The sequence below is a fragment of the Rahnella sp. ChDrAdgB13 genome (genome assembly GCF_017655185.1).
Taxonomy (GTDB): Bacteria; Pseudomonadota; Gammaproteobacteria; order Enterobacterales; family Enterobacteriaceae; genus Rahnella; species Rahnella contaminans.
In genome coordinates, this window is record NZ_JAEMGT010000021.1 from 28,896 (window position 1) to 54,537 (window position 25,642).

Below are 25,642 nucleotides of genomic sequence, written 5' to 3' on the forward strand. Positions count from 1 at the left end.
GGTCTGAAGGTTTTCTGCTGCGCTCAGGTGAGCTGCGACTCAATGTGGCGGCGGGTAATTTGCATCGCCTCGGCGCGGTTAAATTCCTTACCGCTCAGCGCACCGCGCAGCCACAGGCCGTCAATCAGTGCAGCGGTACTTTGCGCCGCGAGCCGCGCTTCACCTTTGGGCAGAAAACGCCTGAATTCAGAACATAAATTTGAATAGAGCCGGCGGCTGTTGACCTGTTGCAGCCGGTACAACTGCGGGTGATGCATGCTGCTTGCCCAGAAGGCCAGCCAGGTTTTCATCGCCGCGCTGTTGGTCTGACTGTCGTCAAAATTGGCTTCTGCAATCGCATGCAGCCGCGCTGTCGGTGCGGTATCCGTCAGCTGCGCTAACCGCAACTGCACCCCTTCCCCCAGATGACTGAGCAGATAGCGCATAGTCGCTTCCAGCAGCCCATTCTTGTCACGAAAATAGTGACTGATGATGCCGTTGGAGACGCCTGCGCGGCGCGCAATTTGCGAAATCGAGGCATCGTGCATCCCGACTTCGTTCACTGCGGCCAGCGTTGCCTCAATCAATTGCTGCCGTCTGATGGGCTGCATTCCTACTTTGGGCATGGATCCGGCTCCTGAAAATGAGCGGGTTGAGACGCGCTTAAAAACCCGTTTTTTTACGCTTTCGTCCAACCTTGTTAACGCTCTGACGTCACCTATTTAACTTTTTTTTGATTGAACGTTCAATTAAAAATGCATATATTTTATTACCAATACGTTAGTATTTTGTATGATTATTGAGATGAATTTTGCGCCAATTTATTGAAAAACAGTGAATAATTAACAAGACAGGGGAAAAGATGGCAATTGCCGATACGAAAGAAAAATTACCTGAGAAACCACGGGACCAGCTCAACAAGGTGGTATTTTTCACCTCCGCCGGTCTGATTTTAGCCTTCACTTTGATGACCATTTTCTTCACAGATTTATCGGGAAAATGGATCAGCCTGACCCTCAACTGGGTGTCCGCCACTTTCGGCTGGTATTACATGCTGGCGGCGACGCTGTACATCGTGTTTGTAGTGTTCATAGCCTGTTCGCGCTTCGGCTCGATCAAACTTGGTCCTGAACAATCCAAACCCGAATTCAGCATGATGAGCTGGGCGGCAATGTTATTTGCTGCCGGGATCGGCATCGACCTGATGTTCTTCTCGGTCGCCGAACCGGTCACGCAATACATGTTGCCGCCGGAAGGCAACGGCCAGACGCTGGAAGCCGCGCGACAGGCGATGACCTGGACGCTGTTCCACTACGGGCTGACCGGCTGGGCGATGTATGCGCTGATGGGTATCGCGCTCGGGTATTTCAGTTACCGTTATAACCTGCCGCTGACCATCCGTTCGGCGCTGTACCCGATTTTCGGTAAGCGCATTAATGGCCCGATCGGCCACAGCGTAGATATCGCAGCAGTGGTCGGTACTATCTTTGGTATCGCGACCACGCTGGGTATCGGTGTGGTGCAGCTCAATTACGGGCTGAAAGTGCTGTTCCATATTCCGGAGAACCTGACTGTTCAGGCGGCGCTGATCCTGCTGTCGGTCATTATGGCAACCGTCTCGGTGACGTCCGGTGTGAATAAAGGCATCCGTATTCTGTCGGAACTCAATGTGCTGCTGGCGCTGGGGCTGATTCTGTTCCTGCTGTTCTTTGGTAACACCGAATTCCTGCTCAACGCGCTGGTGCTCAATATCGGCGACTACATCAACCGCTTTATGGGCATGACGCTCAATACCTTTGCCTTTGATCGCCCGACTGAATGGATGAACAGCTGGACCCTGTTCTTCTGGGCCTGGTGGGTAGCGTGGTCGCCATTTGTCGGCCTGTTCCTGGCCCGTATTTCCCGTGGCCGCACGATCCGCCAGTTTGTGCTGGGTACGCTGATCATCCCGTTCGTCTTCACCCTGCTGTGGCTGTCGATTTTCGGTAACAGCGCGCTGTATCAAATCCTGCACGGCAATCTGGATTTCGCGAACGAAGTGATCGCGCACCCTGAACGCGGCGTTTACAGCCTGCTGGCGCAGTATCCGGGCTTTACGCTCAGTGCGTCTGTCGCGACCATCACCGGTTTACTGTTTTACGTCACCTCGGCAGATTCCGGTTCGCTGGTGCTGGGGAATTTCACCTCGAAGCTCGCGGACATTAACAACGATGCGCCGAACTGGCTGCGGATTTTCTGGTCAGTTACCATCGGCGTGCTGACGCTCGGCATGCTGATGACCGAGGGCGTTTCTGCGCTGCAAAACACCACGGTAATCATGGGGCTGCCGTTCAGTTTTGTGATTTTCTTCATCATGGCCGGGCTGTATAAATCCCTGCGTCTGGAAGATTACCGCCGCGCCAGCACCCAGCAAACGCTGGCACCGCTGCCGGCGACGAGCGATGCTGCGCTAAACTGGAAGCAGCGGCTTTCACGGGTCATGAATTATCCTGGCACGCGCCATACGCAAAAAATGATGGATACCGTGTGCCGTCCGGCGATGCAGGAAGTGGCGCAGGAACTGGAATTGCGCGGTGCAAAAGTCACGTTCAACGAACATGAGCCGCAGGAAGATGAAAAAATCGGGCCACTGGAATTACAGGTGGCACTGGGCGAAGAGCAGAACTTTGTGTATCAGATCTGGCCGGTGCGTTATGCCGTTCCTGCTTTTACCTACCGCGCCCGCGCCGGGAAATCGCATTATTACCGGCTGGAAACCTTCCTGCTCGAAGGCACGCAAGGCAATGACCTGATGGACTTCACCAAACATCAGCTGATCAATGACATTCTGGACCAGTACGAACGTCATCTTAACTTCCTGCACATCAACCGCGAAGCGCCGGGGAATACCCTGACCTTCCCGGAACAACCGGTTTAACACTGATTAACAAAAACCCGCGTAATGCGGGTTTTTTAATGTCCAGAAACGTGCGCCTAACCTAAAAACGGCAGGACTTTTTCCAGCAGCAATTCCGGTTGCTCTTCGGCGATGTAATGCCCGCAAGGCAGCGCTTCACCCTGTACGTCTTCAGCGACTTTTCTCCACTCCTCAAGCGGCGCAAAACATTGTCCGACCGTGCCTTTCTCGCCCCAAAGCACCAGCAACGGACAAGTCAGTTTGCGGGCTGCATCCAGATCTTCTTTGTCGTGTTGCAGGTCGATACTTGCCGACGCCCGATAGTCCTCGCAAATCCCGCGCGCCGTTCCATTTTGTTGCAGACAGCGCAAATAATCTGCGTAAGCTTCGGCGGTGAAAGGCTGCATACCGGCGCTGCGGCTGCCCATCACACTGTGCAGATACTGATCCGGATCGGCGGTGATGAGCGTTTCCGGCAGCGGTGCCGGACGGATCAGGAAAAACCAGTGCCAGTAAGCGCGGGCAAAAGCTTCATTGGTTTGCTGATACATCGAAAGCGTCGGCGCGATATCCATCAGCACCAGGCGTTTAACGGCCTGCGGATGATCCAGTGCCAGCCGGTGCGCCACGCGAGCGCCCCGGTCATGGGCAACAACGCTGAACCGGCTGAAGCCGAGCGCCGCCATTAACTCCCGCTGGTCTTGCGCCATTTCGCGTTTGCTGTAGCGCAGATGTTCCGTGTCGGGTTCGGGTTTGCCGCTGTCGCCATAGCCACGCAAATCAGCCAGAACGACGGTGAACTGAGACGTCAGAAACGGCGCGACTTTATGCCAGATCGCCTGAGTCTGCGGGTGTCCGTGCAGCAATAACAGTGGTTCGCCCTGACCGGCAATCCGGTAAGCAATCTCTGTGCCGTTCACGTCCATCCGGCCTTGGATAAAATGTTCAAACATGGATTTTCTCCTTTTTTACCCATCTTAGTCGCTGGCTTTTGAGCAACAAGGTCACAAATGAAGATTGCCGCTTCACGATCTGTGTTTTGAGACACCACACTCAGGCCGTTGCCCGATAACGGGTAAGTTTGCGACGCTGGCATTATCCATTACGTTCATCAGGGCAATGAAATGAAGCCAAAAACGCTGTATGAAAAGCACATTGATAGCCACACAGTCCGCACGCTGGACGACAAAGGGCACGTGTTGCTGTACATCGACCGGCAGGTAATTAACGAGTACACCAGCCCGCAGGCTTTCAGCGGATTGCGTGAAGCGAACCGCCGGGTATGGCGACCGGAAACCTCGCTGGCGGTGGTCGATCACGTCAATCCGACTGCGCCTTTGCGCACACGCCAGATGCGGGACGCCGGTGGCGCGCGCCAGGTTTCGTATCTGGCCGAGAACTGCGCAGAATTTGGCATCGAGCTGTTTGATATTCTCGACGGTCGTCAGGGGATTGAGCACGTTGTCGCGCCGGAGCAGGGCTTTATCTTGCCGGGCATGGTGATTGCCGCCGGTGACAGCCACACCACCACTTATGGCGCGCTCGGCGCATTCGGATTTGGTATCGGCACCTCTGAAATCGAGCATCTTCTGGCGACCCAGACGCTGATTTATAAACGTCTGAAAACAATGCGCGTCACCGTAAACGGCGCGCTGGCGAACGGGATCACTGCCAAAGACGTGGTGATGGCGCTGGTGGCAAAAATCGGTGCAGCAGGTGCCACCGGCTACGCCATTGAGTTTTGCGGTGAAGGCATCGGCGCGCTGAGTGTGGAAGGCCGTATGACGATTTGTAATATGGCGGTGGAAGCCGGTGCGCGCGGTGCATTTATGGCACCTGACGACAAAGTTTTTGATTATCTGAAAGACAAACCGCGCGCGCCGCAAGGCCAGCAATGGGCGGATGCCGTGAATGTCTGGCGTGAATTACACAGCGATGCGGACGCCGTTTTCGACCGCGAAGTCGAACTGAGCGCCACAGAAATCGCGCCAATGGTGAGCTGGGGAACCAGCCCGGATCAGGCGGTGGCCATTGGCGGACACGTACCCGATCCGGAATACGAAGCGGATCCCGCACGGCAAAAAGACCTGCAACGCGCACTCAGCTATATGGGATTACGCGCCGGGCAACCGCTTAACAGTATCGCCATCAGCCACGCCTTTATTGGCTCCTGCACCAATGCGCGCATCGAAGATTTACGCGCTGCCGCCGACGTGGTTCGCGGAAAAACCGTTGCACCGACCGTACGCGCAATGATCGTTCCCGGCTCGAGTCAGGTGCGCTCCCAGGCCGAAGCCGAAGGGCTGGCGGAGATTTTCATCGAAGCCGGTTTTGAATGGCGGCAGTCCGGCTGTTCAATGTGTCTGGCGATGAACGACGACGTGCTGTCGCCAGGCGACCGGTGTGCGTCGAGCACCAACCGTAATTTTGAAGGCCGTCAGGGCGCCGGAGCGCGCACCCATCTGATGAGTCCGGCGATGGTGGCCGCCGCCGCAATTTGCGGTCATCTGACCGATGTTCGCGAAGTGTGAGGAGAAAAAACATGCAAGCATTTACTGTGTTAAGCGGCGCAGCCGCGCCCTTCCCGGCGGCCAACGTCGATACCGATGTGATCATGCCGAAGCAATTTTTAAAAGGCATCGACCGCAACGGGCTAGACCGCGGGGTATTTTTCGATTTGCGCTTTCTGGCAGACGGTTCACCCGATCCGGCTTTTATCCTCAATCAGCCTGAATGGAAAAACGCCAAATTCCTGCTGGTCGGGCCGAACTTTGGCTGCGGCTCCAGTCGCGAACATGCGGTGTGGGGGCTGAAACTGCTGGGGATACGGGCGCTAATCGGCACCACGTTTGCGGGGATCTTTTTCGACAACTGCCAGCGCAACGGCGTGCTCACCGTACAGCTCGCCCCGAACCAATGGGCACAGCTGGCTGAACAGGTTACGCAGGCGGAAAGCAACGAAATTACCGTCGATTTACCGGCGCAGACAATAAGTTTGCACAATGGCAAAGAGATCGTTTTCAACATCGACGAACTGAGCAAACTGTCATTGCTCAACGGGCTGGATGCGGTGGGGAATACGCTGCGATATAGCGATGAAATCCTTGAATTTCAGCAGGCGTATTTGCAGCGTAACCCGTGGCTGGCGTGAAAGCCTTATTGCAGTAACTGGCTAAAGCGCTGATGCAGGAATTCAACGCAAACCCGCAGTTTTGCAGAATCTGCCAGCCGTGTGGGGTAAACCGCCCAGACGCTGGCTGGCTGGGAAAACTGCGGTAAAACCTGCACCAGTTCACCGCGGTCGATATAAGGCCGGACATCCCACTCAGAGCGCAAAATAATTCCGTGGTGTTTCAGCGCCCACTGCAATACCACTTCGCCGCTGTTGGATGACAACACGCCTTTGACCCGTACGCGCTGTTCCTGCCCTTCTCCGGTCAGCGACCAGATGCCAAACGGGTTGTCGCGCTCTTTGAGCACCAGACACTGATGTCGCGTCAGGTCGTCCGGCGAACCGGGTTCGCCGTGCGTGGCCAGATACTGTGCAGAAGCACAGAGAATACGCTGATGCTGCGCCAGCTTTTTACCGATGTGTTGTTCGGGAATGTCATCGCCGACCAGAATTTCGAGATCAATGCCTTCGGCGACCAGATCAACAACCCTGTCGAACAGGTCGAGGCGCAGGTTCAGCTGCGGATAACGTTCGGCAAGTTCTGCAACAGCGGGCGCAACGTGGCAACGTCCGAAACCGAACGAACTGCAAATATGCACGTTGCCGCGAACCTCACTGCGGGAGTCTGAAACATCACCAATAAACTGGTCGAACGTGTCGAGAATTTGCAGCGCCCAGCGTTGCGCCCGTTCGCCATCTTCAGTCAGGCGAACGCCGCGGGTTGAACGATGCAGCAAACGGGTGTTCAGGGACTCTTCGAGGATCTGAATACGCTTACTGACATAGGCCGGAGACTGCCCGAGTTCGGTCGCCGCCGCGGCAAAGCTTTGCTTGTTCACCACCGCCAGAAAAACCCGTAAGTCTTCAGCCAGCGGCAAGCGGTCACGTTCAGTTGTCATGGATTACGCCCTGGCCCTCACGTTATTTGTTATTGGCCGGTTCATTATTGGCCTGTTTTTTATTAGCAGGATAGATATCCGTGAGTTTTACACCCGCCAGCTCAAGTTTTTCTCTGGCTTCTTCAAGATCGTCATTTTCGATTTCCAGCGGTTCCTGATCTTTCCCCTGACAAGGCGTCAGCGCCAGTTCGACCAGGATCGGGAAGTGATCGGAGCCCATGAAATCCAGTCGTTTCAGATCAATCAGCGTGAAATCTTTGCTGTGGAAAACGTGATCCAGCGGCCAGCGCAGAAACGGATAGCTCGCATGAAAAGTATTGTACATTCCCCGACCGCGGCGCGGGTCAAGCAATCCGCTGATTTTCATAAATAAACGGGTGGTACGCGACCACGCGACGTCATTCAGATCACCGGTCACAATGGTCGGGAAATGCGCTTTCGCGGCGGTATGCCCGACGGCGATCAGCTCACCGTCACGGGCGGTTGATTCATCCGCTTCGGTCGGGCTTGGCGGCCTCGGGTGCAGACAGTGAAGCACCACCTGTTCGCCCGACGGCAGTTCTGCTCGAAAATGCATGGAAGGAATATCTTTCGCCACCAGAAACTGAATTTGCTCGCCGTGCATTGGCAGACGCGAATAGACGTGCATGCCGTAGAGGTTATCCAGCGGGCAGCGAAGGCTGTGCGGGTAGTCGGCCTCCAGCGGAGCCATCTGGTCTTCCCACCACTGGTCGGTTTCCAGCAGCACGATAATGTCCGGTTTGTGTTCCTGAATCTGACTGAGTAACTGCGCGCTCTCCCGGTTGGTAGTGAGCACATTGCTGTTCATGATTTTGATACGCGAATGGCCGTTGGGCACCGTCTTCTTCACCTGCACGCGGTATAAACGGGTGTAAGGCAGGATCCACCAGCCCTGATACGCCATGCAGGCGACCGTCAGGATAATCACAATGCCGGTCAGCACACCGTCAAACGGTAAAATCAGCAGTTCAGTCAGAAGAAAAAGCAGGCACAGGGAAACCATTTGCAGGCGAGGGAAATCCCACACACGCACCCACCAGCGCTGATTTTTGGAAAGAGGAAGCAGCGTCAGTAAGGTCATGATGACCGTCAGAACGCAGACGATAATTCGGAGTGCTTGCATCGGTTATCAGCCCTGATAAAGAGAAATCAATTTGTAATACCCTGGATAATTCGCATTGCAGGAAGGCGGCAAGCTGAGGGATCCCGAATCACTGACATAAGTCAGTGATTCGGGTGAGTAAGCGTAGCCAGCGCACATGCAACGTGAAGTATGACGGGAATTTTGTTAGCCGATTGTGACTCAAAAAGGGTGGAGCGACCAGAAGGATGTCGCCGCCTTTTTCATTCATCAGAAAAAGACGGCGATTTTAGCGGTGTTACTTCGCCGGTGCTGCCGGATCAGGCGTATGGCACCAGTTGTGCTGCTCTACAATCCCGCCGTTTGGCGAGGTGTATCCGATACAGCCGAGAAGGGTGTCGTACAGTTTTTCATGAAATGCCGGTTTCTTCTCAGCGGCCATTTTTTGCAACTGTGCAAAGCTTGCCTTGTTCTGATCGTTAGACAGGAACTTGTCCGACGCCCAGACCATGATCGGCACAGTGCGTTGCTCAACTGGCGCATGATCACGTGGCGTACCGTGGAAATGCATGCTTTTGGAAATCGATTCGCCGTGATCGGATGCGTAGAAAACAATAGCGTTTTTATCGCGCAGCTGATCAAACACCTGCGACAGGAAGTAATCGGTATAGAGCAGCGTGTTGTCGTAAGCGTTGATCATTTCCTGCGTTGAACAGGAGTCATCGATGCCCATACATTCCGGCTGATATTTGGCAAATGAACGTGGATAACGGTCTGAATACAGGTAATGCGAACCCTTGGTATGCAGAATAATCAGGTGTTTTCCCTGCGGATGATTAGCCATCGAATCTTTCATTTCATCGACCAGCAGCATGTCATCGACCGGCTTGCCTGCGTTACGTTTTTCAGAGGCGATGTTTTCACGCAATGAATAATCATCGGCGCGGGTTTTGTTGTAGAACCAGGCTTCACTTTGCATGGAATACAGCTCAGAGCTCCAGCCGTTGCTTTTCAGCACGGAAAAAACGTTCATCTCTTTCAGGGTACGCTGTGGCGCTTCCGAAGCGCCGCCCTCACGCACAAACATGCAGCGCAGGGAAAGTTTGGTGGCGGTATCGCAGGAATAGCCCTGCAACGCGACCAGATTTTTCTCTTTGTCGAGGTTCGGCGTGTTATCGCGGTCATAGCCGTAAAGGCCCATGTGGTCACGACGTGCACTCTCACCGATAACGAATACCACGTACATATCTTTGGCATCTGCCGGTGCGGTGTAGGTGAAATGTTTCGCCGGATCGTAAAGATTTTTGGTGTCTTCGGCCTGGCTGTAGCTGCTGTAGGAGTACAAGCCCAGCGCGGACAACCAGTTGGACGGAGAATAAGTTCCTGCCACGACGCCGCCGTAGCTTGCCATCATGCGGTTACTTTCTTTGTCATGACGATCCTGCACTTTGCCCATCAGGCGGAGCGGCATGTAACAAAGCAGACCGGAGATCACCAGCAGGCCGGTTTTCACCGCCACTTTTTTGAAGGTGGTTTGTTTGAGTGCCGCGCCCGGCAGGGTGCTGAGCCACATCAAAAATACCGGGATCAGGCTGACGAGCGCCGTCCAGGCCACAAAATGCGTACCGACAGATTCTTTCGATAAATCAATGGAGTCTGAGGCCAGCGCTGCCGCCAAAATCCCGTAGCCGATATCGACGTTGAACAGGATCATGTAATAACTTGCCGCCGCCGAGGAAATCACAATGGCAGTCATCAGCACACGGAAAACCGTTTTGCCGGTATAGGAGAGCAGCATACAAAGGAAGTAAACCAGGGCAACACACGCCACCATCTCGACCACGATCGACAGCATATTGTCATAATGCAGCTGGCTGTAACGGCGGATGAAAATCGGAAGGTTTAACAGGATCCCAAGATAAAGCGCAATGAAAACAGAAATGCTCTGCAGCGAAAGTGAACGTATTTTATGCATTAGTAATAAATGGCTCTTTTGTGAGTCTGTTTACGTCGTACTGACCGTTCGAACCGGAGGATGGAACCCACTCCTTAGGACTATTCAGACCCCGGGACAAGCATTTTTGTTCAAATGCAAAGGTTTCTGCCATTGTGATAATGTAACCAAATTAACCAAACCCTTACTTTTCAATAAGTAAAAAATGAATTTTCTTTAAGATTTTCTGAAATTTTTCCGAGCTGTTGAAGAATTATTAAGAAAGCCTGTGATCCGGATCGGATAATGGCCCCGGAAATGACAGCGTGAACCGGGTTTCGCCCTGCGGCGAACTCGTTACCCGAACGCTTCCCTGATGCAGCGCCATAATCGCCTGAACTATCGATAAACCGAGACCGCTGGAGCTGCCGCCTTCACTGCGTGATGCATCGGCCCGGTAGAAACGGTCAAAGAGTTTGCCCAGTTTTTCCGGCGGGATCGGATTGCCCTGGCTGGTCACATGAATCTCCATGCCTTTACCCTGCGGTTGTGCGCTGATCGTGATGGTGCTGCCGTCATGACCGTAACGCACGGCGTTGGCGACAAGATTGCTGATCGCGCGCTGAAACAAGATAGCGTCCGCGTACAAAATCCCCTGCCCTTCGCCGTACAACTCCATTTCACGCTCTTCCGCCAGCCCTTCAAAATATTCCTGAATACGGGTAATTTCAGAGGAAACATCAATACCGGTGATGGTTAAAACAGACCGCGCGTCGGTGGCGCGGGCAAGAAAAAGGATGTTTTCCACCATGCGGGAAATACGTTCCAGCTCTTCCATATTGTTTGCCAGCAGCGTTTCATACTCTTCCACCGTGCGCGGCTGGTACAACGCCACCTGGCAATGCCCCATCAGGGCGCCCACCGGCGTGCGGATCTCATGCGCCAGATCGGCTGAAAACTGGGTCAGGCGCTGATAGCCCTCCGAAAGCCTTTCCAGCATGTCGTTGAAAGAATAGATAAGTTGCTGCAATTCCTGCGGCGCATTCTCCGTGCTTAGCCGGGTCGAGAGGCTGGACGGATGAATTTGCGTCGCCTCCTGTGCCATGTTGCGTAAAGGTTTTAAGCCTCTGCGGATCACAACATAACCGAGTGCGGCAATCAGCAAATAGGCGAACAGCACGGCGCCAATGATTTCCCAGCGAAATGTCTCCAGCAGACGCGATTCTTCCGTCATGAAATGCGCGCCGGTAATTTCTACCGTTCTGCCATCCTCAATCTGCACACTTGCACGGGCAAAGCGCACCGGCGTTCCGTCCGGTGCCATCAGGTGATGCACGGTCTCCAGGGTGAGCGGCTGGCCGTCGGGCACGGGCGCAACCGGCGGTAAGATCAGCTGCGAGGGATTAACGTTAATCAGTGGCGGCTCGCCTTCGAGACGAAAAGTCAGAATATCGCGCTCGTTGCCGAGCATATTTTCAAACAAACCGGGATTACGGCTCAGCTGTGATAACGGAAATTCATTCGCCAGCAGATGGCGGAAATACTGCACGCGCCCGCTGACCTGATAATCCGCACGGCGCACCAGCTCTTTATCCATCGAATAATAGAGATAAAAACCGACAGCGCTGACCACCAGCGAGGCAATCAGCGCAAACAGTAATGTCGCCCGCAAGGTCAGCGACATCGCTCGTTTTGAGGCGGACGGACGGGCAGTTTCTTTCATCACGTTAGTCATTGCGCACTTCACAAACGTAGCCAATGCCACGCACGGTATGGATCAGTTTCACCTCAAAGGCGCGATCCACCTTGGCGCGCAGGCGCTTAATCGCCACATCCACAACGTTGGTATCACTGTCAAAATTCATGTCCCAGACCTGCGAGGCGATCATGGTGCGCGACAGCACTTCGCCTTCCCGGCGCATCAGCAGCTCCAGCAACATAAACTCTTTATTGGTCAGCGCGATGGTCTGATCCTGTCGGGTGACGCGGCGGCGCAGCACATCGAGATTCAGATCGGCGACTGAAAACGTGTCCGGCTCGCGTGCCGTCGGGCGGCGCAGTAAGGTGCGGATCCGCAGCACCAGCTCGGTAAATGAAAACGGTTTAATCAGATAATCATCCGCGCCGAGTTCCAGCCCGTGAATGCGATCCTGCACTTCGTCACGCGCCGTCAGAAACAGCACCGGCACGTCACTTTTTTTACGCAGCACTTCCATCACCTGCCAGCCATCAAGGCCGGGCAGCATGACGTCGAGGATCACGGTGTCATAACCCTCTTCCAGCGCCAGAAACAGACCGTCTGCGCCGTTGCGCGCCAGATCCACGCTGTAACCCGCCTCCGTCAGCCCTTTTTTCAGGTAGTCGCCTGTGCTGACATCATCTTCTATCACCAGTATCCGCATTCAGGCCCTCGGCGCCGCAAGATCATTCTCCCAAAGAATGATTCAGAGGAAGTTTATCAGTTTCATCAGACACCTTTGATGACAATTTTGTCATCAACTTGTCATCAACCAATCCCGGTTTATCGTCCACTCTTAATGAAGTTATTCATCACTGGCCGGTTCAGTGATTCATCTAACAGAATGAAATAACGCTAGAAAATGGAGAGTTAATCATGAACACACCTACACGCCTTGCCGGTTTATTACTGGGTTCCCTGCTGATGTGCAGCGGAATGACATCCGCCTTTGCGGCCGATAACGTGATTAAACCGACGCGCGGAACCATTGATTCAGTTAATGACTCATCGGTGCAAATCACCACACGTCAGGGTGAAAAGCTCGATGTGAAGCTGACTGACCAGACCAAGATCAACGCCGTTACCAAAGGCCAGATCAGTGATATCAAACCCGACAGTTTCATCGGTACCGCCGCAGTTCCGCAGGCTAACGGCACGCTGAAAGCGCTGGAAGTCCACGTCTTCGCACCAAGCCTGCGCGGCAGCGGTGAAGGCTTCAACCCGTTTGAATCTGCTGACGGGAAAATCAATACCATGACCAACGGTACCGTTGGCAAACTGGTCAACAGCAATGGCCGCACGCTGACCGTGAAGTATCACGATGCTGAGAAAACAGTTGTTGTTCCTGACGACGTTCCTGTGGTTCTGCTGGCACCGGGCGACCGCAGCCTGCTGAAACCGGGCACTAAAATCGTGCTGTTCGCCATGAAAGATGACAAAGGTGCGCTGGTTGCCCGTGGCATCGCCGCCGGTAAAGACGGCGTCGCGCCACCGATGTAATCAGGCTGTTTAACAGGAGATTTACCGTGAAACCTCAGCCCTCTTCAGTTCGAAAACGCAGGATCCATTCCTGGCCGGTGCGTATCAGCCACTGGATTAATCTTCTGGCAATGATTGGTATGGTGATGAGCGGCTGGGGGATTTATAACGCGGATCCCCTGTTTACCTTTACGTTTCCGCAAAACACCACACTCGGCGGCTGGCTGGGCGGCAACATCGCCTGGCATCTCGCCGTGATGTGGCTGCTGGCGGCTAACGCTCTCTTTTATCTGCTGTGGGGCGTTTTCAGCGGCCATTTTAAACGGGACTTTTTCCCGTTTTCAGCCCGCAGCGTCTGGCGCGATACCGTTCGTGCCCTGACCTTCCATCTGCCCCATAAACTCGGCCAGTACAACGCCGTGCAAAAACTGATGTACAGCGGCGTTTTGCTGCTCGGCGTATTGCTGGTGCTTTCCGGCTTATCCATCTGGAAACCGGTGCAGTTCAGCGGGCTGGTATGGCTGTTCGGCGGGTTTGATATTGCCCGATATGTACACTTTTTTGCGATGAGTGGCGTGATGCTGTTTGTGGTCATTCATGTCCTGATGGTGCTGCTGGTGCCGAAAACATTTGTGGCGATGATTACCGGCGGCAAGGTAATGAATAAAGAGGAAAGTGCCGATGAGTGAAAAATCGCAACGGCCAAAAATCATTCTGGAGCCCGATCAGCGCAAGCAGCTGGTGAATATCCAGCGCCGTCTACTGCTGCGCTCAGGATTAACGCTCGGTGCCGTTTCCATGCTGACCGGCTGTAATTTGCAGGACGGCGACGAAGTCGACAAAGTGCTGTGGGCGATGTCGCGCTGGAATGATCGCGTTCAGGGCTGGTTATTTGGCGGGCAGAAACTGGCGCAAACTTACCGCGCCGACCAGATTACAACACCGTTTCGCTTCAACGCGTATTACCCCGAATACAATGTGCCGGAAATCGACATCCCGAACTACCGGCTGGAAGTGTCCGGACTTGTGCAAAAGAAAGCCTCGTGGACGCTGGAACAACTTCAGCGCCTGCCGCAGGAAAGCCAGATCACCCGGCTGATTTGCATTGAAGGCTGGAGCGCTATCGGGCAGTGGAAAGGCGTGCCGCTCAAAACATTTCTTCAACACGTCGGAGCCGATCTGACGGCTAAATATGTCGGGTTTAAATGCGATGATCGCTATTACTCAAGCATCGATATGGCCACCGCGCTGCATCCGCAAACCATTCTGGCACTGGATTTTGGCGGCAAACCACTGCCTCCGGATTTCGGATACCCGCTGCGGCTGAGAATGCCTACGAAGCTAGGTTTCAAAAACGCCAAACATATCGGCGCGATTTTCGTCACCAATACTAATCCGGGCGGTTACTGGGAAGACCAGGGTTATAACTGGTTTAGCGGGATTTGATAATACCTTAGCCCTTTATTCTATATTCCGGCTAAAATTCAATAAGTAGAATTCATTATCCGGATCAATAATAAAGGGCATTTCCAGTCATCCCTGCCGGAAAGGCATAATTTCAACTTCATTATTTAAATTACTCGTCTTAAAAAGCTCTCCCTTCATTTAAGCCAGACTGATTAGTGAAATAGTTAACGGCTCATCCATTATATTTTTAAAACCCTGCAAAATAACACATAATATATAACCCAGATCAACAAACAGGCTTTTTAACGACAGAGTCCACTTCCTCTATATTGCTGAATTTCGGCCCGCGTAATATACAAGGATTCATAAACACGCCATTAAGAGAAAGTATGGATACGGTTGAAGAGCTAAAAGGAACCTACTTCTATGCAGGGAAGTCCAACCTGACTGCGGGTGAACTCCTGTTTATGATTTTTTGTGAGAACACGGTAGATCAATTTGGCTTGGGTATCGCAGATTTTGGTGCTGTCGTCGCGTTATACAGTGGAATGAATAACCAGACAACGAGAGGGAAACCCCGAACTGCGATTGAAGGTACGTCTCGCGCTTCGAAAAAAGTAAGAGAAGTGTTCAATCAAGTAAAGTTCCCTTTTGGTATACAACTCCCTACCTGGATTGGAGGCTATACCCCCTGGACTGTACAAAGGAGGATGGTAGCTAAAATTGGAACATTTGTAGGTCGAACCATACCATTAATCGGTGAACTTATTATTCTCTCTGATATTTCCCAAATCCTTTACCGGTCGATACGCGACTATAACATCATAGCCAGAGGCAATGATAAAATATGGTAACTGACAACATTGAACAACGCATAATCGCACTAGTGACTCGAAAAAGTGGAGTTTATCTTTTTAAGAAAAAAAAGTATGACACTTACACAGCAGACTCAAACATTCAGTTTGATGTAAAGCTTGATCAGGATGATGTTGAAGAGTTGATGGAGGATTACTTTTCAGAATTCAACGTTGAAAGAGGCGAGTTTAAAATTGAAACCTATTACCCAGATGTAATTTTTTCATGGAATCCATTTAAAAAACATGTGGTTGACACTCCTGATTTCACTATCGGAATGTTAATAGAATCGGCCAAAGCGGGCCGCTGGTTATACGATTAATAAAAAGGAGTTTTAACGATGGCTGTACCTGTTCACTTATGGCTTAAAGATGATGGCGGCGCGGCAATCCGCGGCTCTTCCGATGTCAGGGGGCGTGAAGGCAGCATAGAATTGAGAGGAATTCATCATAACCTGAGCATTCCCACCGACGGTACAACAGGAAAACTGACCGGCACCCGTCAACATGCTCCATTTCAGTTTGAAAAAGAAATTGATAGCGCATCTCCTTATTTGTACAAAGCTGCCGCAACAGGCCAAACGTTAAAATCGGCAGAAATCAGATGGTACTGCATCAGCGACGCGGGGCAAGAAGTTGAATATTTCAATATCCTGCTTGAAGAAGTCAAAGTGATATCGATTTCACCGTTAATGCATGATACCCGCGAATGTACGGGAACGGGCCACATGGAAAGCGTTGCCCTGCGCTATGAAAAAATCACCTGGAAGTATAGAGATGGAAATATTCAGTTCGCCGACGCGTGGAATGAACGTGCAACCGTGTGAGAGTAAAATACGTTGAATCACAGACATAAAAAAACCGCTCTTTCGAGCGGTTTTTGTTTTCGCGATAGGGTAACGGCAAGCGTTACACAGGGCGAAGAATTAGAAGCTGTAACCCACGCCTGCGATCCAGGTGCCAACATCAACACTGCGGATGCGGGACTGTTCGTAGGAAACGTCCAGAGCAACGTTCTGGATTGGGTTGAACTGCAGACCAGCACCGTAAGAGAAACCATAATCGCTGGTGTCTGATTTTTCACGGTTAGCAGTAGAAGCCACGTTTTCGTTGTACTGGAATTTACCGTAGCCCACACCGATCACGCCGTAAGCAGAAACCCAGTCGTTGATGCGGTAAGCAGGACCCGCAGTGATGCCGTAGTATTCTGCTTTACGGTAGTCACCAGAAGTTGGGTTGCTGTCGTCCTGAATGTAAGTGAAAGAGCCGATAACGCCCAGTGGGTTGTTATCTTGCTCGTAACGGTACTTCAGGTTGAAGCCGTTTGCTTTGTTTACAACGCCTTGTGCGTCACCCTGAGCGTAGCCAGCAGAAACGGTGCTGGTACCAGCGAATGCGCTAGAGGAAACACCCAGTGCTACGACGCAAGCTAATGCGGAAAGACATGCAATTTTTTTCATAAACCACCTCAAAAAGAGAAACCAAAGTAACCTTCACGTTCCAAAATATAACAAAAACCAGTGTGAAACTCTGCCTCAATTAAGATGTCCAAAGCATCATATGGTGTAACAGGAAGTTTCCAGTGCTTAGTATCTATCTAAATTTATTGAGATTTTCGTCACTAAAACTATAAGATAAACTTATTGAACTTTTTGGAATTAGCAGATAATTCCTAAATTTTTGGGCAAAAAAACGCCACTTTTTGACAATTTTTTAAGAAACTCATTCTGAAAAAACTTTTTTTGAGGATTTTTTCTCGCGTGATTTCCCACTACACTGACTGTGCTTTACCTTTCTTTTCAAAACTATAAATCTGAAGATTCTGGATTCATGGGATCACCTCAAAAGGCGCAATGGATGTCACAGTCAGAACAAAATCAGCCGCAGGACTCTCAGGACGCGGCACATAATAATGGCCCGCCACTTCCCGCGTTACCCCGGAAAGCTTCACCGCTGATCGCCATCCTTTTATTACTCGTGGCGATGCTCTCATTACAGGGTGGCGCGTCGCTGGCCAAAACGCTGTTTCCGGTCGTCGGGCCGCAAGGGGTGACTGCACTGCGTCTGGGCATCGGTTCTGTTCTGTTACTTCTCTATTTCCGACCGTGGCGGCTTAAAATGCGCGGCGGTAATTTCCGCGCGCTGCTGATGTACGGCCTCGCGCTCGGTTGCATGAACTACAGCTTTTATCTGGCGCTACGTACCGTGCCGTTAGGGATCGCTGTTGCACTCGAATTCACCGGGCCGCTGGCCGTTGCGATGTTTTCCTCGCGCCGTCCGGTCGATTTCATCTGGGTCGTGCTGGCCGTCGCCGGGTTATTGTTCCTGCTGCCGCTGGGGCAAAGCGCGGGCGGTGTGGACCTGAAAGGTGCCTGTTTTGCGCTGATTGCCGGTGCCTGCTGGGCGATTTATATCCTCGCAGGACAGCGGGCCGGCAGCAGTTATGGCCCGGGCACGGCGGCGATGGGTTCACTGATTGCCGCACTGATATTCTTCCCGATTGGTGCGATTCAGGCGCATACCTCAATTTTCAGCTGGGAGATTTTGCCGCTAGGTTTGCTGATTGCCCTGCTGACCTCGGCCATACCTTATTCGCTGGAAATGATGGCGCTGACCAGGCTTCCGGCGAAAACCTTCGGCACGCTGATGAGCATGGAACCCGCCATGGCGGCACTTTCCGGGATTATTTTCCTGGGTGAGTTCCTGACGGCCTCGCAGTGGCTGGGGCTGGCCGCGATTATTGCGGCATCTGCCGGTTCAACGCTGACGCTCCAACGCAAAGCCAAAATAGAAACGGTCGATATTCCGGGCAATAATCCTTCAGGGAAGTAAATTCATCCCGAATCTTCAAAAAAGCCACGTCATCACGATGTGGCTTTTTTCTTTTCTATCAATATGTTGAAAAATACTTTCGCCTTTTTCATTTTATTTCATCTTTTCCTGCATCCAAAAGCAGGGGGTCATTCGTATGTATAGATGTGAGGCAAGACCTTACCTACTTAACCTGCGAAGGACACCATCATGAAAACATTACTCCGTACTGCTATCTGTGCTTCTCTTCTGCTGAGCACTGCGTCAATGGCTGCAATGATGTCTCAAAACACCACCATGGTCGGTGGCGCTGAAATGTATCCGTCTAAAAATATCGTAGAAAATGCCCTGAACTCTAAAGATCACACCACGCTGGTGGCTGCCGTCAAAGCCGCAGGTCTGGTCGATACCTTACAAGGCAAGGGCCCGTTCACCGTGTTTGCCCCAACCAATGCCGCCTTCGCAAAATTACCAGCAGGCACCGTTGATAACCTGGTAAAACCGGAAAACAAAGCCACGCTGACCAGTATCCTTACGTATCACGTGGTTGCAGGTAAATATGAAATGAAAGATCTCGAAAAACTGCTGAAAAAAGGCAACGGCACCGCAGAGCTTAAAACCGTAAACGGCCAGCCACTGTGGATCCTCAATAACGGCCCGCACAATATTCAGCTTAAAGATGGCAAAGGGAATATCGCCAATATCAGCACTTATGACGTCCAGCAGAAGAACGGTGTGATCGACGTCATTGATACCGTCCTGATGCCAAAATAATACCGACTATACTGAGGGCATGATTTCTTTATGAAACAGCACCTCAGCATGTCAGGACGGGCGAATGCATGACAATTTTTTAGTTAAGCCAACACCAGAGAATGCGCTGGAAGTACAGCGTGAACTGATGAGCGCCATGGCCGTTGGCGATCGACAGGCATTTGAGCAGTTATACCGTCTGACGTCCCCCCGGTTGTTTGCCGTCGCATTACGCATGTTGCGCCGGCACGCCTGGGCAGAAGAAGTTTTGCACGACAGCTACATCACCGCGTGGAACCGCGCCGGTTCGTATAATCCGGCGCTCAGTTCCCCGATGACCTGGCTGACACACATTGTCCGCAACCGCGCCATCGACTGGATGCGCGGGAGCGACAATCAGCTCGATGAGCTGGATGACGACGTCATGAACAGCGACGCCAGCGACATTGATGAGCCTTTGCAACGGCTGCAACAGGACAGCGATGCCAAAATTCTGGCGGCCTGCCTGGCGCACCTTCCCGCAGAACAACGACAGAGCCTGATCCTTGCCTATTATCAGGGCCTGTCTCACGGCGAGGTTTCCTCACATTTACAACAACCCCTGGGGACGATAAAAAGTTGGATCCGTCGCGCCCTGGATCACCTTAAGAGCTGCGTCGGACTATGAAAAGCAGAAGCCATTATCAGGCTGCCCTCGCAGCCGAATATGCACTCGGCACCTTGCGCGGCGCGGCGCGGATTCAGTTTGAGCGCAAGATGCACGATGACCCGGGGCTAGCGGCTGAAGTCGCCCGCTGGCAGGAGGCGTTTACGCAACTCGATAACCAGATTATCCCGGTGATCCCACCCGCGTCAGTCTGGAAGCGCATTCAGCACAATCTGACGTTACAACCCGATAAGCGCCCTGCTCCGGCGAAAAGACCGGTGCGCGGATACATTGGCTGGGCGCTGGCCGCCGGGCTGGCCGCGTTGTTGCTGATCCCTCACCTTCTGGTACAACCCGCTGCGCCAACGCCGGTCGCCATTCTGGCCAGCAGCGCAGGGCAGCAAAACGGGCAATGGGTGGTCAGCGTCGATATGAGCACGCGCAGCCTGTTGCTGACACCGCTCAGCGCACCGGATCTTGCGGCAGACCGCAGTCTGGAACTGTGGGCGATACCACCGGGTGGTAAACCGCGTTCGCTCGGCTTGCTCAACACTCAGCAACCGACGCAGTTAACGCTGGCCGCAAAAATGCCGGATCCGGGTTATACGCTGGCGATCAGCCTCGAACCTCGCGGCGGCTCTCCAACCGGACAACCTACCGGCGCAGTGCTTTATAGCGGTACGCTGGCACTGTAATCCTTTCAAGTTACTTATATAAAACGGCAGATATTTCTCTGCCGTTTTGCTAATTCTATTCAAAATAAATAATTACCCGATCTGATTGTTATTCTCAGCCATTAAACATGAGTATCATGAATATATATTCACATCAGAAGTTACATTCACAAATATTTATCACGCTTAAATGAAAATAATTATCACTATTAATGCTTATGAATGCCGGAATAAAAAATACAATTACGGATGAATCCTATGCACCTGAGAAATCAGTATGATAGGTTAAACAGGTCGACGAGACAGTCCTTTTAGACACACGCTATCAGAACGATAGGAACGACTGTCCTGCAAAATTTCGATTTATTGCTATACTGAATGCAGTTAAGAAATACATTATTTAGCGTTTATTTTAATGAAACAAGGAGATATGAATATGAGTACCGCTAAACTGGTCAAAACGAAATCTTCTGAACTTATCTACACACGCAACGATTTAGATGAGAGTGTTAAACTCAATACCATCAAAGTGCTTAATCGTCTGGTGACTGAATATATCGATTTGTCGCTGATCACCAAACAGGCACACTGGAACATGCGTGGCGCAAACTTTATTGCGGTCCATGAAATGCTCGACGGCTTCCGCACCGCAATTATTGACCATCAGGACACTATCGCGGAACGTGTCGTTCAGTTAGGTGGCGTTGCGCTGGGTACCGTGCAGGTTGTTAACGATAAAACCCCGCTGAAAAGTTACCCGACCAATATCCACACCGTTCAGGAACACCTGAAAGCGCTGGCTGAACGTTATGCTGTTGTGGCTAACGATACCCGCAAAGCCATCAGCGAAGTGGAAGATGAAGACACCGCAGATATCTTCACTGCCGCATCCCGCGACCTGGATAAATTCCTGTGGTTTATCGAATCTAATATCGAATAATCAAATTCCGGCACCGCTGGATCAGGCTGCGGTGATTTGAGTGATTAATGCGAGAAAGCCAGTGACGCGAGTCGCTGGCTTTTTTTGTGCAATAACAAACGCCTGCCCCCACCCTCTTATGACAATTTCACTTAAAACACCCTATCTCTGTAACTTTTAATCAAAATTGAATAATGCCGCTAATGAATAGTTACAGGCTCAACTATATTGGCAACTTACACCGATGGAACCGGTTTCACTATCTCACTGAAAAATAGAGTTTTTAATTTTTACCTAAGAGAAATCCTAAACCAATAGGCGTGATGAATGATTTAATGCAAATTAATAGTTCAAAGCAATTTTACATAGTTGTGATCACCCCTGAAACTTGCTGAAATATTTTTTCGCAACCTTTACATTTTTGTGAAAAATAATTTCTTGCTAACTCACTAAAAATTAAAAGGAAGATAGTTTTCAGGGATGGTATCCGGCGTTAACCCCCAATACGAAAACTCGCGCAAAAGTGATTCTCCCCTGCGGCAGCATCACTGACGTGTAATGCATTGCTGTTTTCTCACATTCTGCTCAGTTTCAAAGCACATTGGCTGCTGTACGCCAGGGGCGGTAGCGTGGAAAAACGTAAAAATACTGGAATAATCTGATGGCACGTAGTGGCTTGGAAGTACAAAAAGCAGCCGTTAAAGCGCTTTTTTTGAGGGAAATTAAAACCCGTTTTGGTAAGTACCGTTTAGGGTATCTGTGGGCAGCGCTGGAACCGATGGCGCATATGCTGATTCTTCTGGGGATCTTTGGCTACATCATGCACCGCACCATGCCTGATATTTCGTTCCCTGTATTCCTGATTAACGGCATTATCCCGTTCTTTGTATTCAGTAATATTAGTAACCGGTCGATCGGCGCTATTGAAGCCAATCAGGGGTTATTCAATTACCGCCCTGTTAAGCCGATCGATACCATCATTGCCCGTGCCATATTAGAAGCCCTTATCTACGCCGTTGTTTATATTTTACTGATGGCCATTGTCGGCCTCCTTGGCGAAGAATTTGAAGTGACTAAACTGATTACACTGGTTCTTGTCTGGATTTTGTTAGTCCTCTTCTCTTGTGGCGTCGGATTAATTTTTATGGTCGTGGGTAAAAGCTTCCCTGAAACAGAAAAATTCCTGCCTATCCTGATCAAGCCGCTCTATTTTATCTCCTGCATTATGTTTTCACTGCACAACATTCCGAAAGAGTACTGGCCATATCTCTTGTGGAACCCAATTGTTCATGTCGTTGAACTTTGCCGTGAATCCGTTGTGCCGGGTTATATCAGCGAAGGCGTGAGTTTGAATTATCTCGCAGGTTGCACTCTGGTAGTCTTATTTATTGGGTTAGCCCTTTATCGCAACCGTGAAGAGGCAATGCTGACATCATGATAAAAATTGAAAACCTGACAAAATCATACCGCACACCCAAAGGCCGCCATTACGTTTTTAAAGATCTGAACGTTGAACTGCCCTCCGGTAAAAGCGTGGCGTTGATTGGGCGAAACGGCGCAGGTAAATCAACGCTATTACGCGTCATCGGCGGAATTGACCGTCCTGATTCCGGCAACATTCACACCGACAAAACCATTTCATGGCCTGTCGGCTTAGCGGGTGGGTTTCAGGGGAGCCTGACCGGAAGGGAGAATGTGAAATTCGTCGCCCGCCTCTATTCCACACCAGACCAGCTTCGTGAAAAAGTGGCCTTTGTCGAAGAGTTTGCCGAACTCGGCAAGTACTTTGATATGCCGATTAAAACCTATTCTTCCGGTATGAAATCCCGACTCGGTTTTGGCCTGAGCATGGCATTCAAATTTGATTACTACCTGGTTGATGAAGTCACAGCCGTCGGTGATGCCAGATTTAAACAGAAATGCGCTGACTTGTTTAAAGCACGACACAAAGAAGCCAGCTTTTTGATGGTATCGCATAGCCTGGGATCGCTAAAAGAGTTTTGTGATGTGGCTTTGTTTATAGGCAGGGATAACAAAGTTAAGTACTTCGAATCGGTGGATGAAGCTATTACAACTTATAAGAATGATGAGGGGATCTGAATCCGGTTTTATTTGTCATCACCAGTTATAGCCCCGTCAGAGCGAACTTGCACAGCATATTGCTTGCAGAAAATAGTTAGGGCTTTACCCCTAAGGATTTTTTATCGAATGAAAAAAATCAAAAAATTTATGAAAAGCCCTGGAATTTATTTCCGGGATTATTTTAACAAAAAATATCCGATTATCAGAAATGAAATTCAGTGCCCTGAGTTAGAAGAAAATATTTTAATCAGGCATGATCTCGCAATTGAAAAGCTACTGCACATTAATTTTCCCATCGATGTGGTATTTACATGGGTAGATGACTCAGATCCGCAGTGGAAAAAAAAGTATTTGCATTACAAGGCTGAAATTGGTGCAGAAACCTTAGGCAATTTTGCTACTGATGATGCCCGATTTAGTAATCATGATGAACTGCGTTATTCAATAAAAAGCATCGAACGCTATATCCCCTGGGTAAGAAATATTTTTATTATCACTGATAATCAAAAACCCAACTGGTGTGAGTCGAACGACAAGATAAAAATCATTGACCACAAAGAGATCATCGATAACAAGTACCTCCCAACTTTTAACTCACACGTCATAGAAGCAAACTTACATAAGATATCCGGGCTTGCAGAGCATTTCATTTATTTTAATGATGACGTATTTGTCGCAAGAGAACTTCCACCAGGACACTTCTTCAAAAGTAATGGCATTTCTTCTTTGTTCTTGTCACAGAAAAGCCTGACGGCAATGCAGGCGCGGGGCACCAACACCCCCACCTTATCAGCATCTCAAAGGGCCTGTAGGATTTTCAGAGATGACTTTGAGTCCCTTATTGATACACCCTTAGTTCATACTTATGTACCGCTCAGAAAAAGTATTTTCGAAGAAGCCTGGCGCATATATGAGTCTGAAATAACATGTTTTTTGCCTAATAAGTTCCGCACCAATCAGGATATAAACTTAGCCACTTTCTTTGTACCCTGGCTAAGTTATATTACAGGTAAAGCAACCCCATCACGGGACATTTGCTACTACTTTAATATCCGTTCAACAGCGGCGCGAAGTTATTTCAAAGCACTTATGAAAGCGAAACAGGACGATGCCTCGCCTCATTCCTTTTGTGCAAATGATTTTAATACGCAAAAAGCTACGCTTGACAATTATCAACTCCTTTTAAGTACTGCACTTAAATATCACTTTGAATCAGAGAATGAAAATGCTTAACAGAAAAGTAAAAAAACTAATTCGCGATCCTAAATTATTTTTCTCTGATATGGTGAAGAAGCAGAAGAAAAAAATAAATAGCATACAACCTAAAGAATACAACGGCAATTATCAGTATACTGTTGTAACAGCTGTTTATAATGTTGGAAGATATCTTGATGAATATTTCAACAGCATGGTTAAACAACGTCTAGATTTTAAAAAACATATTAATCTAATTCTAGTAGACGATGGCTCTACTGATGAATCGGCGGAGATAATAAAATCGTGGAAAAAAGTATCCCAATAATATCACCTATCTTTATAAAAGCAACGGAGGACAAGCTTCAGCAAGAAATATGGGGCTTCAGTATGTTAATACTGATTGGGTTACATTCATTGATCCTGATGACTTTTTAGATGTTAATTATTTCAAAGCAGTAGATAGTTTTGCAAAAATTAATGAAAAGAAAAATCTTGATTTAGTGTCTTGCAATTTCATTTTCTATTTTGACGAAGTTAAATTGTATAAAGACACTCATCCATTAAAATATAGGTATAGTCAAGGTGATAAATTATTCCCTGCAAATAACCTTGGTAACCAATTGCAATTATCTGCAAGCACCGCATTTTTCAAAACCAATGTTATCTTGGATAATAAAATAAACTTCGACTCAAGGGTAAAACCAAGTTTTGAAGATGCCCATTTTGTAGCGCAATATTTAATACATTGCAAAGAAAGTAATATTGGATTTCTAAAATCTGCTAAATACTTCTACCGAAAAAGAGGTGACGGAACGTCTACTTTAGATAGTGCCTGGGAACACCCTGGATTATATGACTCGGTGCTGGAGCATGGATGCCTTGACATATTAAAAAAACATAGAGATTTGACCAGCGAAATTCCAAAAAATGTGCAAATTACCATCCTTTATCATTTAATTTGGTATATTAAATCAATTGTGAACCATCCACAAAAGATTGCTTTTTTGACTGAGAAACAACAAGTAAGATTTAGAACCTATCCCAAAAGGAATTGTCAGTTAATAAGTAATGGCAATTTTTGAGGGAAGTATGGCAGGCAAC

27 protein-coding genes are annotated in these 25,642 nt (G+C 50.0%); 19 read left to right on the top strand and 8 right to left on the bottom strand.

The features are described 5' to 3' along the window. Positions 1-23 precede the first annotated feature (23 nt). Positions 24-605: a transcriptional regulator BetI gene (gene betI, locus J8X26_RS07185; protein WP_152324253.1), complete on the bottom strand. Its 582-nt coding sequence runs from the start codon at positions 603-605 to the stop codon at positions 24-26. Positions 606-841: 236 nt separating this feature from the next. Between betI and J8X26_RS07190 the strand changes: the two genes are divergently transcribed. Further along, the gene (locus J8X26_RS07190; protein ID WP_208950537.1) at positions 842-2,896 is read left to right on the top strand and encodes a choline transporter; all 2,055 of its coding nucleotides are present in this window, start codon (positions 842-844) and stop codon (positions 2,894-2,896) included. Positions 2,897-2,952: 56 nt separating this feature from the next. Here the strand turns inward: J8X26_RS07190 and J8X26_RS07195 are convergent, their stop codons facing one another. Then, positions 2,953-3,828 (bottom strand): alpha/beta fold hydrolase, encoded by an 876-nt coding sequence (locus J8X26_RS07195; protein ID WP_208950538.1) that lies wholly within the window; start codon positions 3,826-3,828, stop codon positions 2,953-2,955. Positions 3,829-3,999: 171 nt separating this feature from the next. On the opposite strand from J8X26_RS07195, the gene leuC reads away from it, so the two are divergent. Next, positions 4,000-5,406 carry a 3-isopropylmalate dehydratase large subunit gene (gene leuC / locus J8X26_RS07200; protein WP_208950539.1) on the top strand — a complete coding sequence of 469 codons (1,407 nt, stop codon included), beginning with the start codon at positions 4,000-4,002 and terminating at the stop codon, positions 5,404-5,406. Positions 5,407-5,417: 11 nt separating this feature from the next. Beyond that, the gene (gene leuD, locus J8X26_RS07205; RefSeq protein ID WP_152324257.1) at positions 5,418-6,026 is read left to right on the top strand and encodes a 3-isopropylmalate dehydratase small subunit; all 609 of its coding nucleotides are present in this window, start codon (positions 5,418-5,420) and stop codon (positions 6,024-6,026) included. 5 nt (positions 6,027-6,031) lie between these two features. Here leuD and J8X26_RS07210 read toward each other — a convergent pair whose 3' ends face one another. The 5 genes from J8X26_RS07210 to J8X26_RS07230 all read right to left on the bottom strand — a co-directional run bounded on the left by J8X26_RS07210 (position 6,032) and on the right by J8X26_RS07230 (position 12,383). Then, complete coding sequence (locus tag J8X26_RS07210; RefSeq protein WP_208950540.1) at positions 6,032-6,946, bottom strand: LysR substrate-binding domain-containing protein; 915 nt, start codon at positions 6,944-6,946, stop codon at positions 6,032-6,034. Between the two features lie 22 nt (positions 6,947-6,968). Continuing rightward, positions 6,969-8,090: an endonuclease/exonuclease/phosphatase family protein gene (locus J8X26_RS07215; RefSeq protein WP_152324259.1), complete on the bottom strand. Its 1,122-nt coding sequence runs from the start codon at positions 8,088-8,090 to the stop codon at positions 6,969-6,971. A 256-nt stretch (positions 8,091-8,346) separates the two neighbouring features. Continuing rightward, the gene (gene eptB, locus J8X26_RS07220) at positions 8,347-10,023 is read right to left on the bottom strand and encodes a kdo(2)-lipid A phosphoethanolamine 7''-transferase (protein ID WP_208950541.1); all 1,677 of its coding nucleotides are present in this window, start codon (positions 10,021-10,023) and stop codon (positions 8,347-8,349) included. A gap of 235 nt (positions 10,024-10,258) precedes the next feature. Beyond that, on the bottom strand, positions 10,259-11,716 hold the full coding sequence (locus tag J8X26_RS07225) for a heavy metal sensor histidine kinase (RefSeq protein ID WP_244370412.1): 1,458 nt from the start codon (positions 11,714-11,716) through the stop codon (positions 10,259-10,261). Next, a complete protein-coding gene (locus tag J8X26_RS07230) occupies positions 11,709-12,383 on the bottom strand; it encodes a heavy metal response regulator transcription factor (RefSeq protein WP_152324261.1) in 675 nt (224 codons plus the stop codon). Before J8X26_RS07230 ends, J8X26_RS07225 begins: the two co-directional genes overlap by 8 nt. Positions 12,384-12,595: 212 nt before the next feature. Between J8X26_RS07230 and J8X26_RS07235 the strand changes: the two genes are divergently transcribed. The 6 genes from J8X26_RS07235 to J8X26_RS07260 all read left to right on the top strand — a co-directional run bounded on the left by J8X26_RS07235 (position 12,596) and on the right by J8X26_RS07260 (position 16,286). Further along, a complete protein-coding gene (locus J8X26_RS07235) occupies positions 12,596-13,219 on the top strand; it encodes a hypothetical protein (RefSeq protein WP_208950542.1) in 624 nt (207 codons plus the stop codon). A 26-nt stretch (positions 13,220-13,245) separates the two neighbouring features. Beyond that, positions 13,246-13,887, top strand: coding sequence for a cytochrome b/b6 domain-containing protein (locus tag J8X26_RS07240; RefSeq protein ID WP_165058161.1), 642 nt, complete (start codon positions 13,246-13,248; stop codon positions 13,885-13,887). Further along, positions 13,880-14,644 carry a molybdopterin-dependent oxidoreductase gene (locus tag J8X26_RS07245; RefSeq protein ID WP_152324264.1) on the top strand — a complete coding sequence of 255 codons (765 nt, stop codon included), beginning with the start codon at positions 13,880-13,882 and terminating at the stop codon, positions 14,642-14,644. The genes J8X26_RS07240 and J8X26_RS07245 overlap by 8 nt, the downstream gene beginning before the upstream one ends. Before the next feature lie 350 nt (positions 14,645-14,994). Beyond that, a complete protein-coding gene (locus J8X26_RS07250) occupies positions 14,995-15,459 on the top strand; it encodes an STM2901 family protein (RefSeq protein WP_152324265.1) in 465 nt (154 codons plus the stop codon). Continuing rightward, positions 15,453-15,782 (top strand): DUF1493 family protein, encoded by a 330-nt coding sequence (locus tag J8X26_RS07255; protein ID WP_152324266.1) that lies wholly within the window; start codon positions 15,453-15,455, stop codon positions 15,780-15,782. Before J8X26_RS07250 ends, J8X26_RS07255 begins: the two co-directional genes overlap by 7 nt. 18 nt (positions 15,783-15,800) lie before the next feature. Further along, complete coding sequence (locus tag J8X26_RS07260) at positions 15,801-16,286, top strand: type VI secretion system tube protein TssD (protein ID WP_208950543.1); 486 nt, start codon at positions 15,801-15,803, stop codon at positions 16,284-16,286. 99 nt (positions 16,287-16,385) lie between these two features. Here J8X26_RS07260 and ompX read toward each other — a convergent pair whose 3' ends face one another. After that, positions 16,386-16,919, bottom strand: a complete 534-nt coding sequence (gene ompX, locus J8X26_RS07265; protein ID WP_152324268.1) for an outer membrane protein OmpX — start codon at positions 16,917-16,919, stop codon at positions 16,386-16,388. 397 nt (positions 16,920-17,316) lie between these two features. Between ompX and rhtA the strand changes: the two genes are divergently transcribed. The 10 genes from rhtA to J8X26_RS07315 all read left to right on the top strand — a co-directional run bounded on the left by rhtA (position 17,317) and on the right by J8X26_RS07315 (position 25,623). Beyond that, entirely contained in the window at positions 17,317-18,291 is a 975-nt protein-coding gene (gene rhtA / locus J8X26_RS07270) for a threonine/homoserine exporter RhtA (protein ID WP_152324269.1), read from the top strand. 189 nt (positions 18,292-18,480) lie between these two features. After that, positions 18,481-19,044 (top strand): fasciclin domain-containing protein, encoded by a 564-nt coding sequence (locus J8X26_RS07275; protein WP_208950544.1) that lies wholly within the window; start codon positions 18,481-18,483, stop codon positions 19,042-19,044. A gap of 64 nt (positions 19,045-19,108) precedes the next feature. Next, positions 19,109-19,690 carry a sigma-70 family RNA polymerase sigma factor gene (locus J8X26_RS07280; RefSeq protein WP_208950545.1) on the top strand — a complete coding sequence of 194 codons (582 nt, stop codon included), beginning with the start codon at positions 19,109-19,111 and terminating at the stop codon, positions 19,688-19,690. Next, a complete protein-coding gene (locus J8X26_RS07285; RefSeq protein ID WP_152324272.1) occupies positions 19,687-20,364 on the top strand; it encodes an anti-sigma factor domain-containing protein in 678 nt (225 codons plus the stop codon). The genes J8X26_RS07280 and J8X26_RS07285 overlap by 4 nt, the downstream gene beginning before the upstream one ends. Positions 20,365-20,779: 415 nt before the next feature. Then, positions 20,780-21,283, top strand: a complete 504-nt coding sequence (dps, locus tag J8X26_RS07290; RefSeq protein ID WP_015696542.1) for a DNA starvation/stationary phase protection protein Dps — start codon at positions 20,780-20,782, stop codon at positions 21,281-21,283. A gap of 640 nt (positions 21,284-21,923) precedes the next feature. Then, complete coding sequence (locus tag J8X26_RS07295; RefSeq protein ID WP_208950546.1) at positions 21,924-22,700, top strand: ABC transporter permease; 777 nt, start codon at positions 21,924-21,926, stop codon at positions 22,698-22,700. Beyond that, entirely contained in the window at positions 22,697-23,362 is a 666-nt protein-coding gene (locus J8X26_RS07300; protein ID WP_152324274.1) for an ABC transporter ATP-binding protein, read from the top strand. The genes J8X26_RS07295 and J8X26_RS07300 overlap by 4 nt, the downstream gene beginning before the upstream one ends. 108 nt (positions 23,363-23,470) lie before the next feature. Beyond that, positions 23,471-24,577: a Stealth CR1 domain-containing protein gene (locus J8X26_RS07305; RefSeq protein ID WP_152324275.1), complete on the top strand. Its 1,107-nt coding sequence runs from the start codon at positions 23,471-23,473 to the stop codon at positions 24,575-24,577. Further along, positions 24,570-24,866 (top strand): glycosyltransferase, encoded by a 297-nt coding sequence (locus J8X26_RS27885; protein ID WP_208950547.1) that lies wholly within the window; start codon positions 24,570-24,572, stop codon positions 24,864-24,866. The genes J8X26_RS07305 and J8X26_RS27885 overlap by 8 nt, the downstream gene beginning before the upstream one ends. Positions 24,867-24,915: 49 nt before the next feature. Further along, positions 24,916-25,623 carry a hypothetical protein gene (locus J8X26_RS07315; RefSeq protein ID WP_280118824.1) on the top strand — a complete coding sequence of 236 codons (708 nt, stop codon included), beginning with the start codon at positions 24,916-24,918 and terminating at the stop codon, positions 25,621-25,623. Positions 25,624-25,642: the final 19 nt, after the last annotated feature.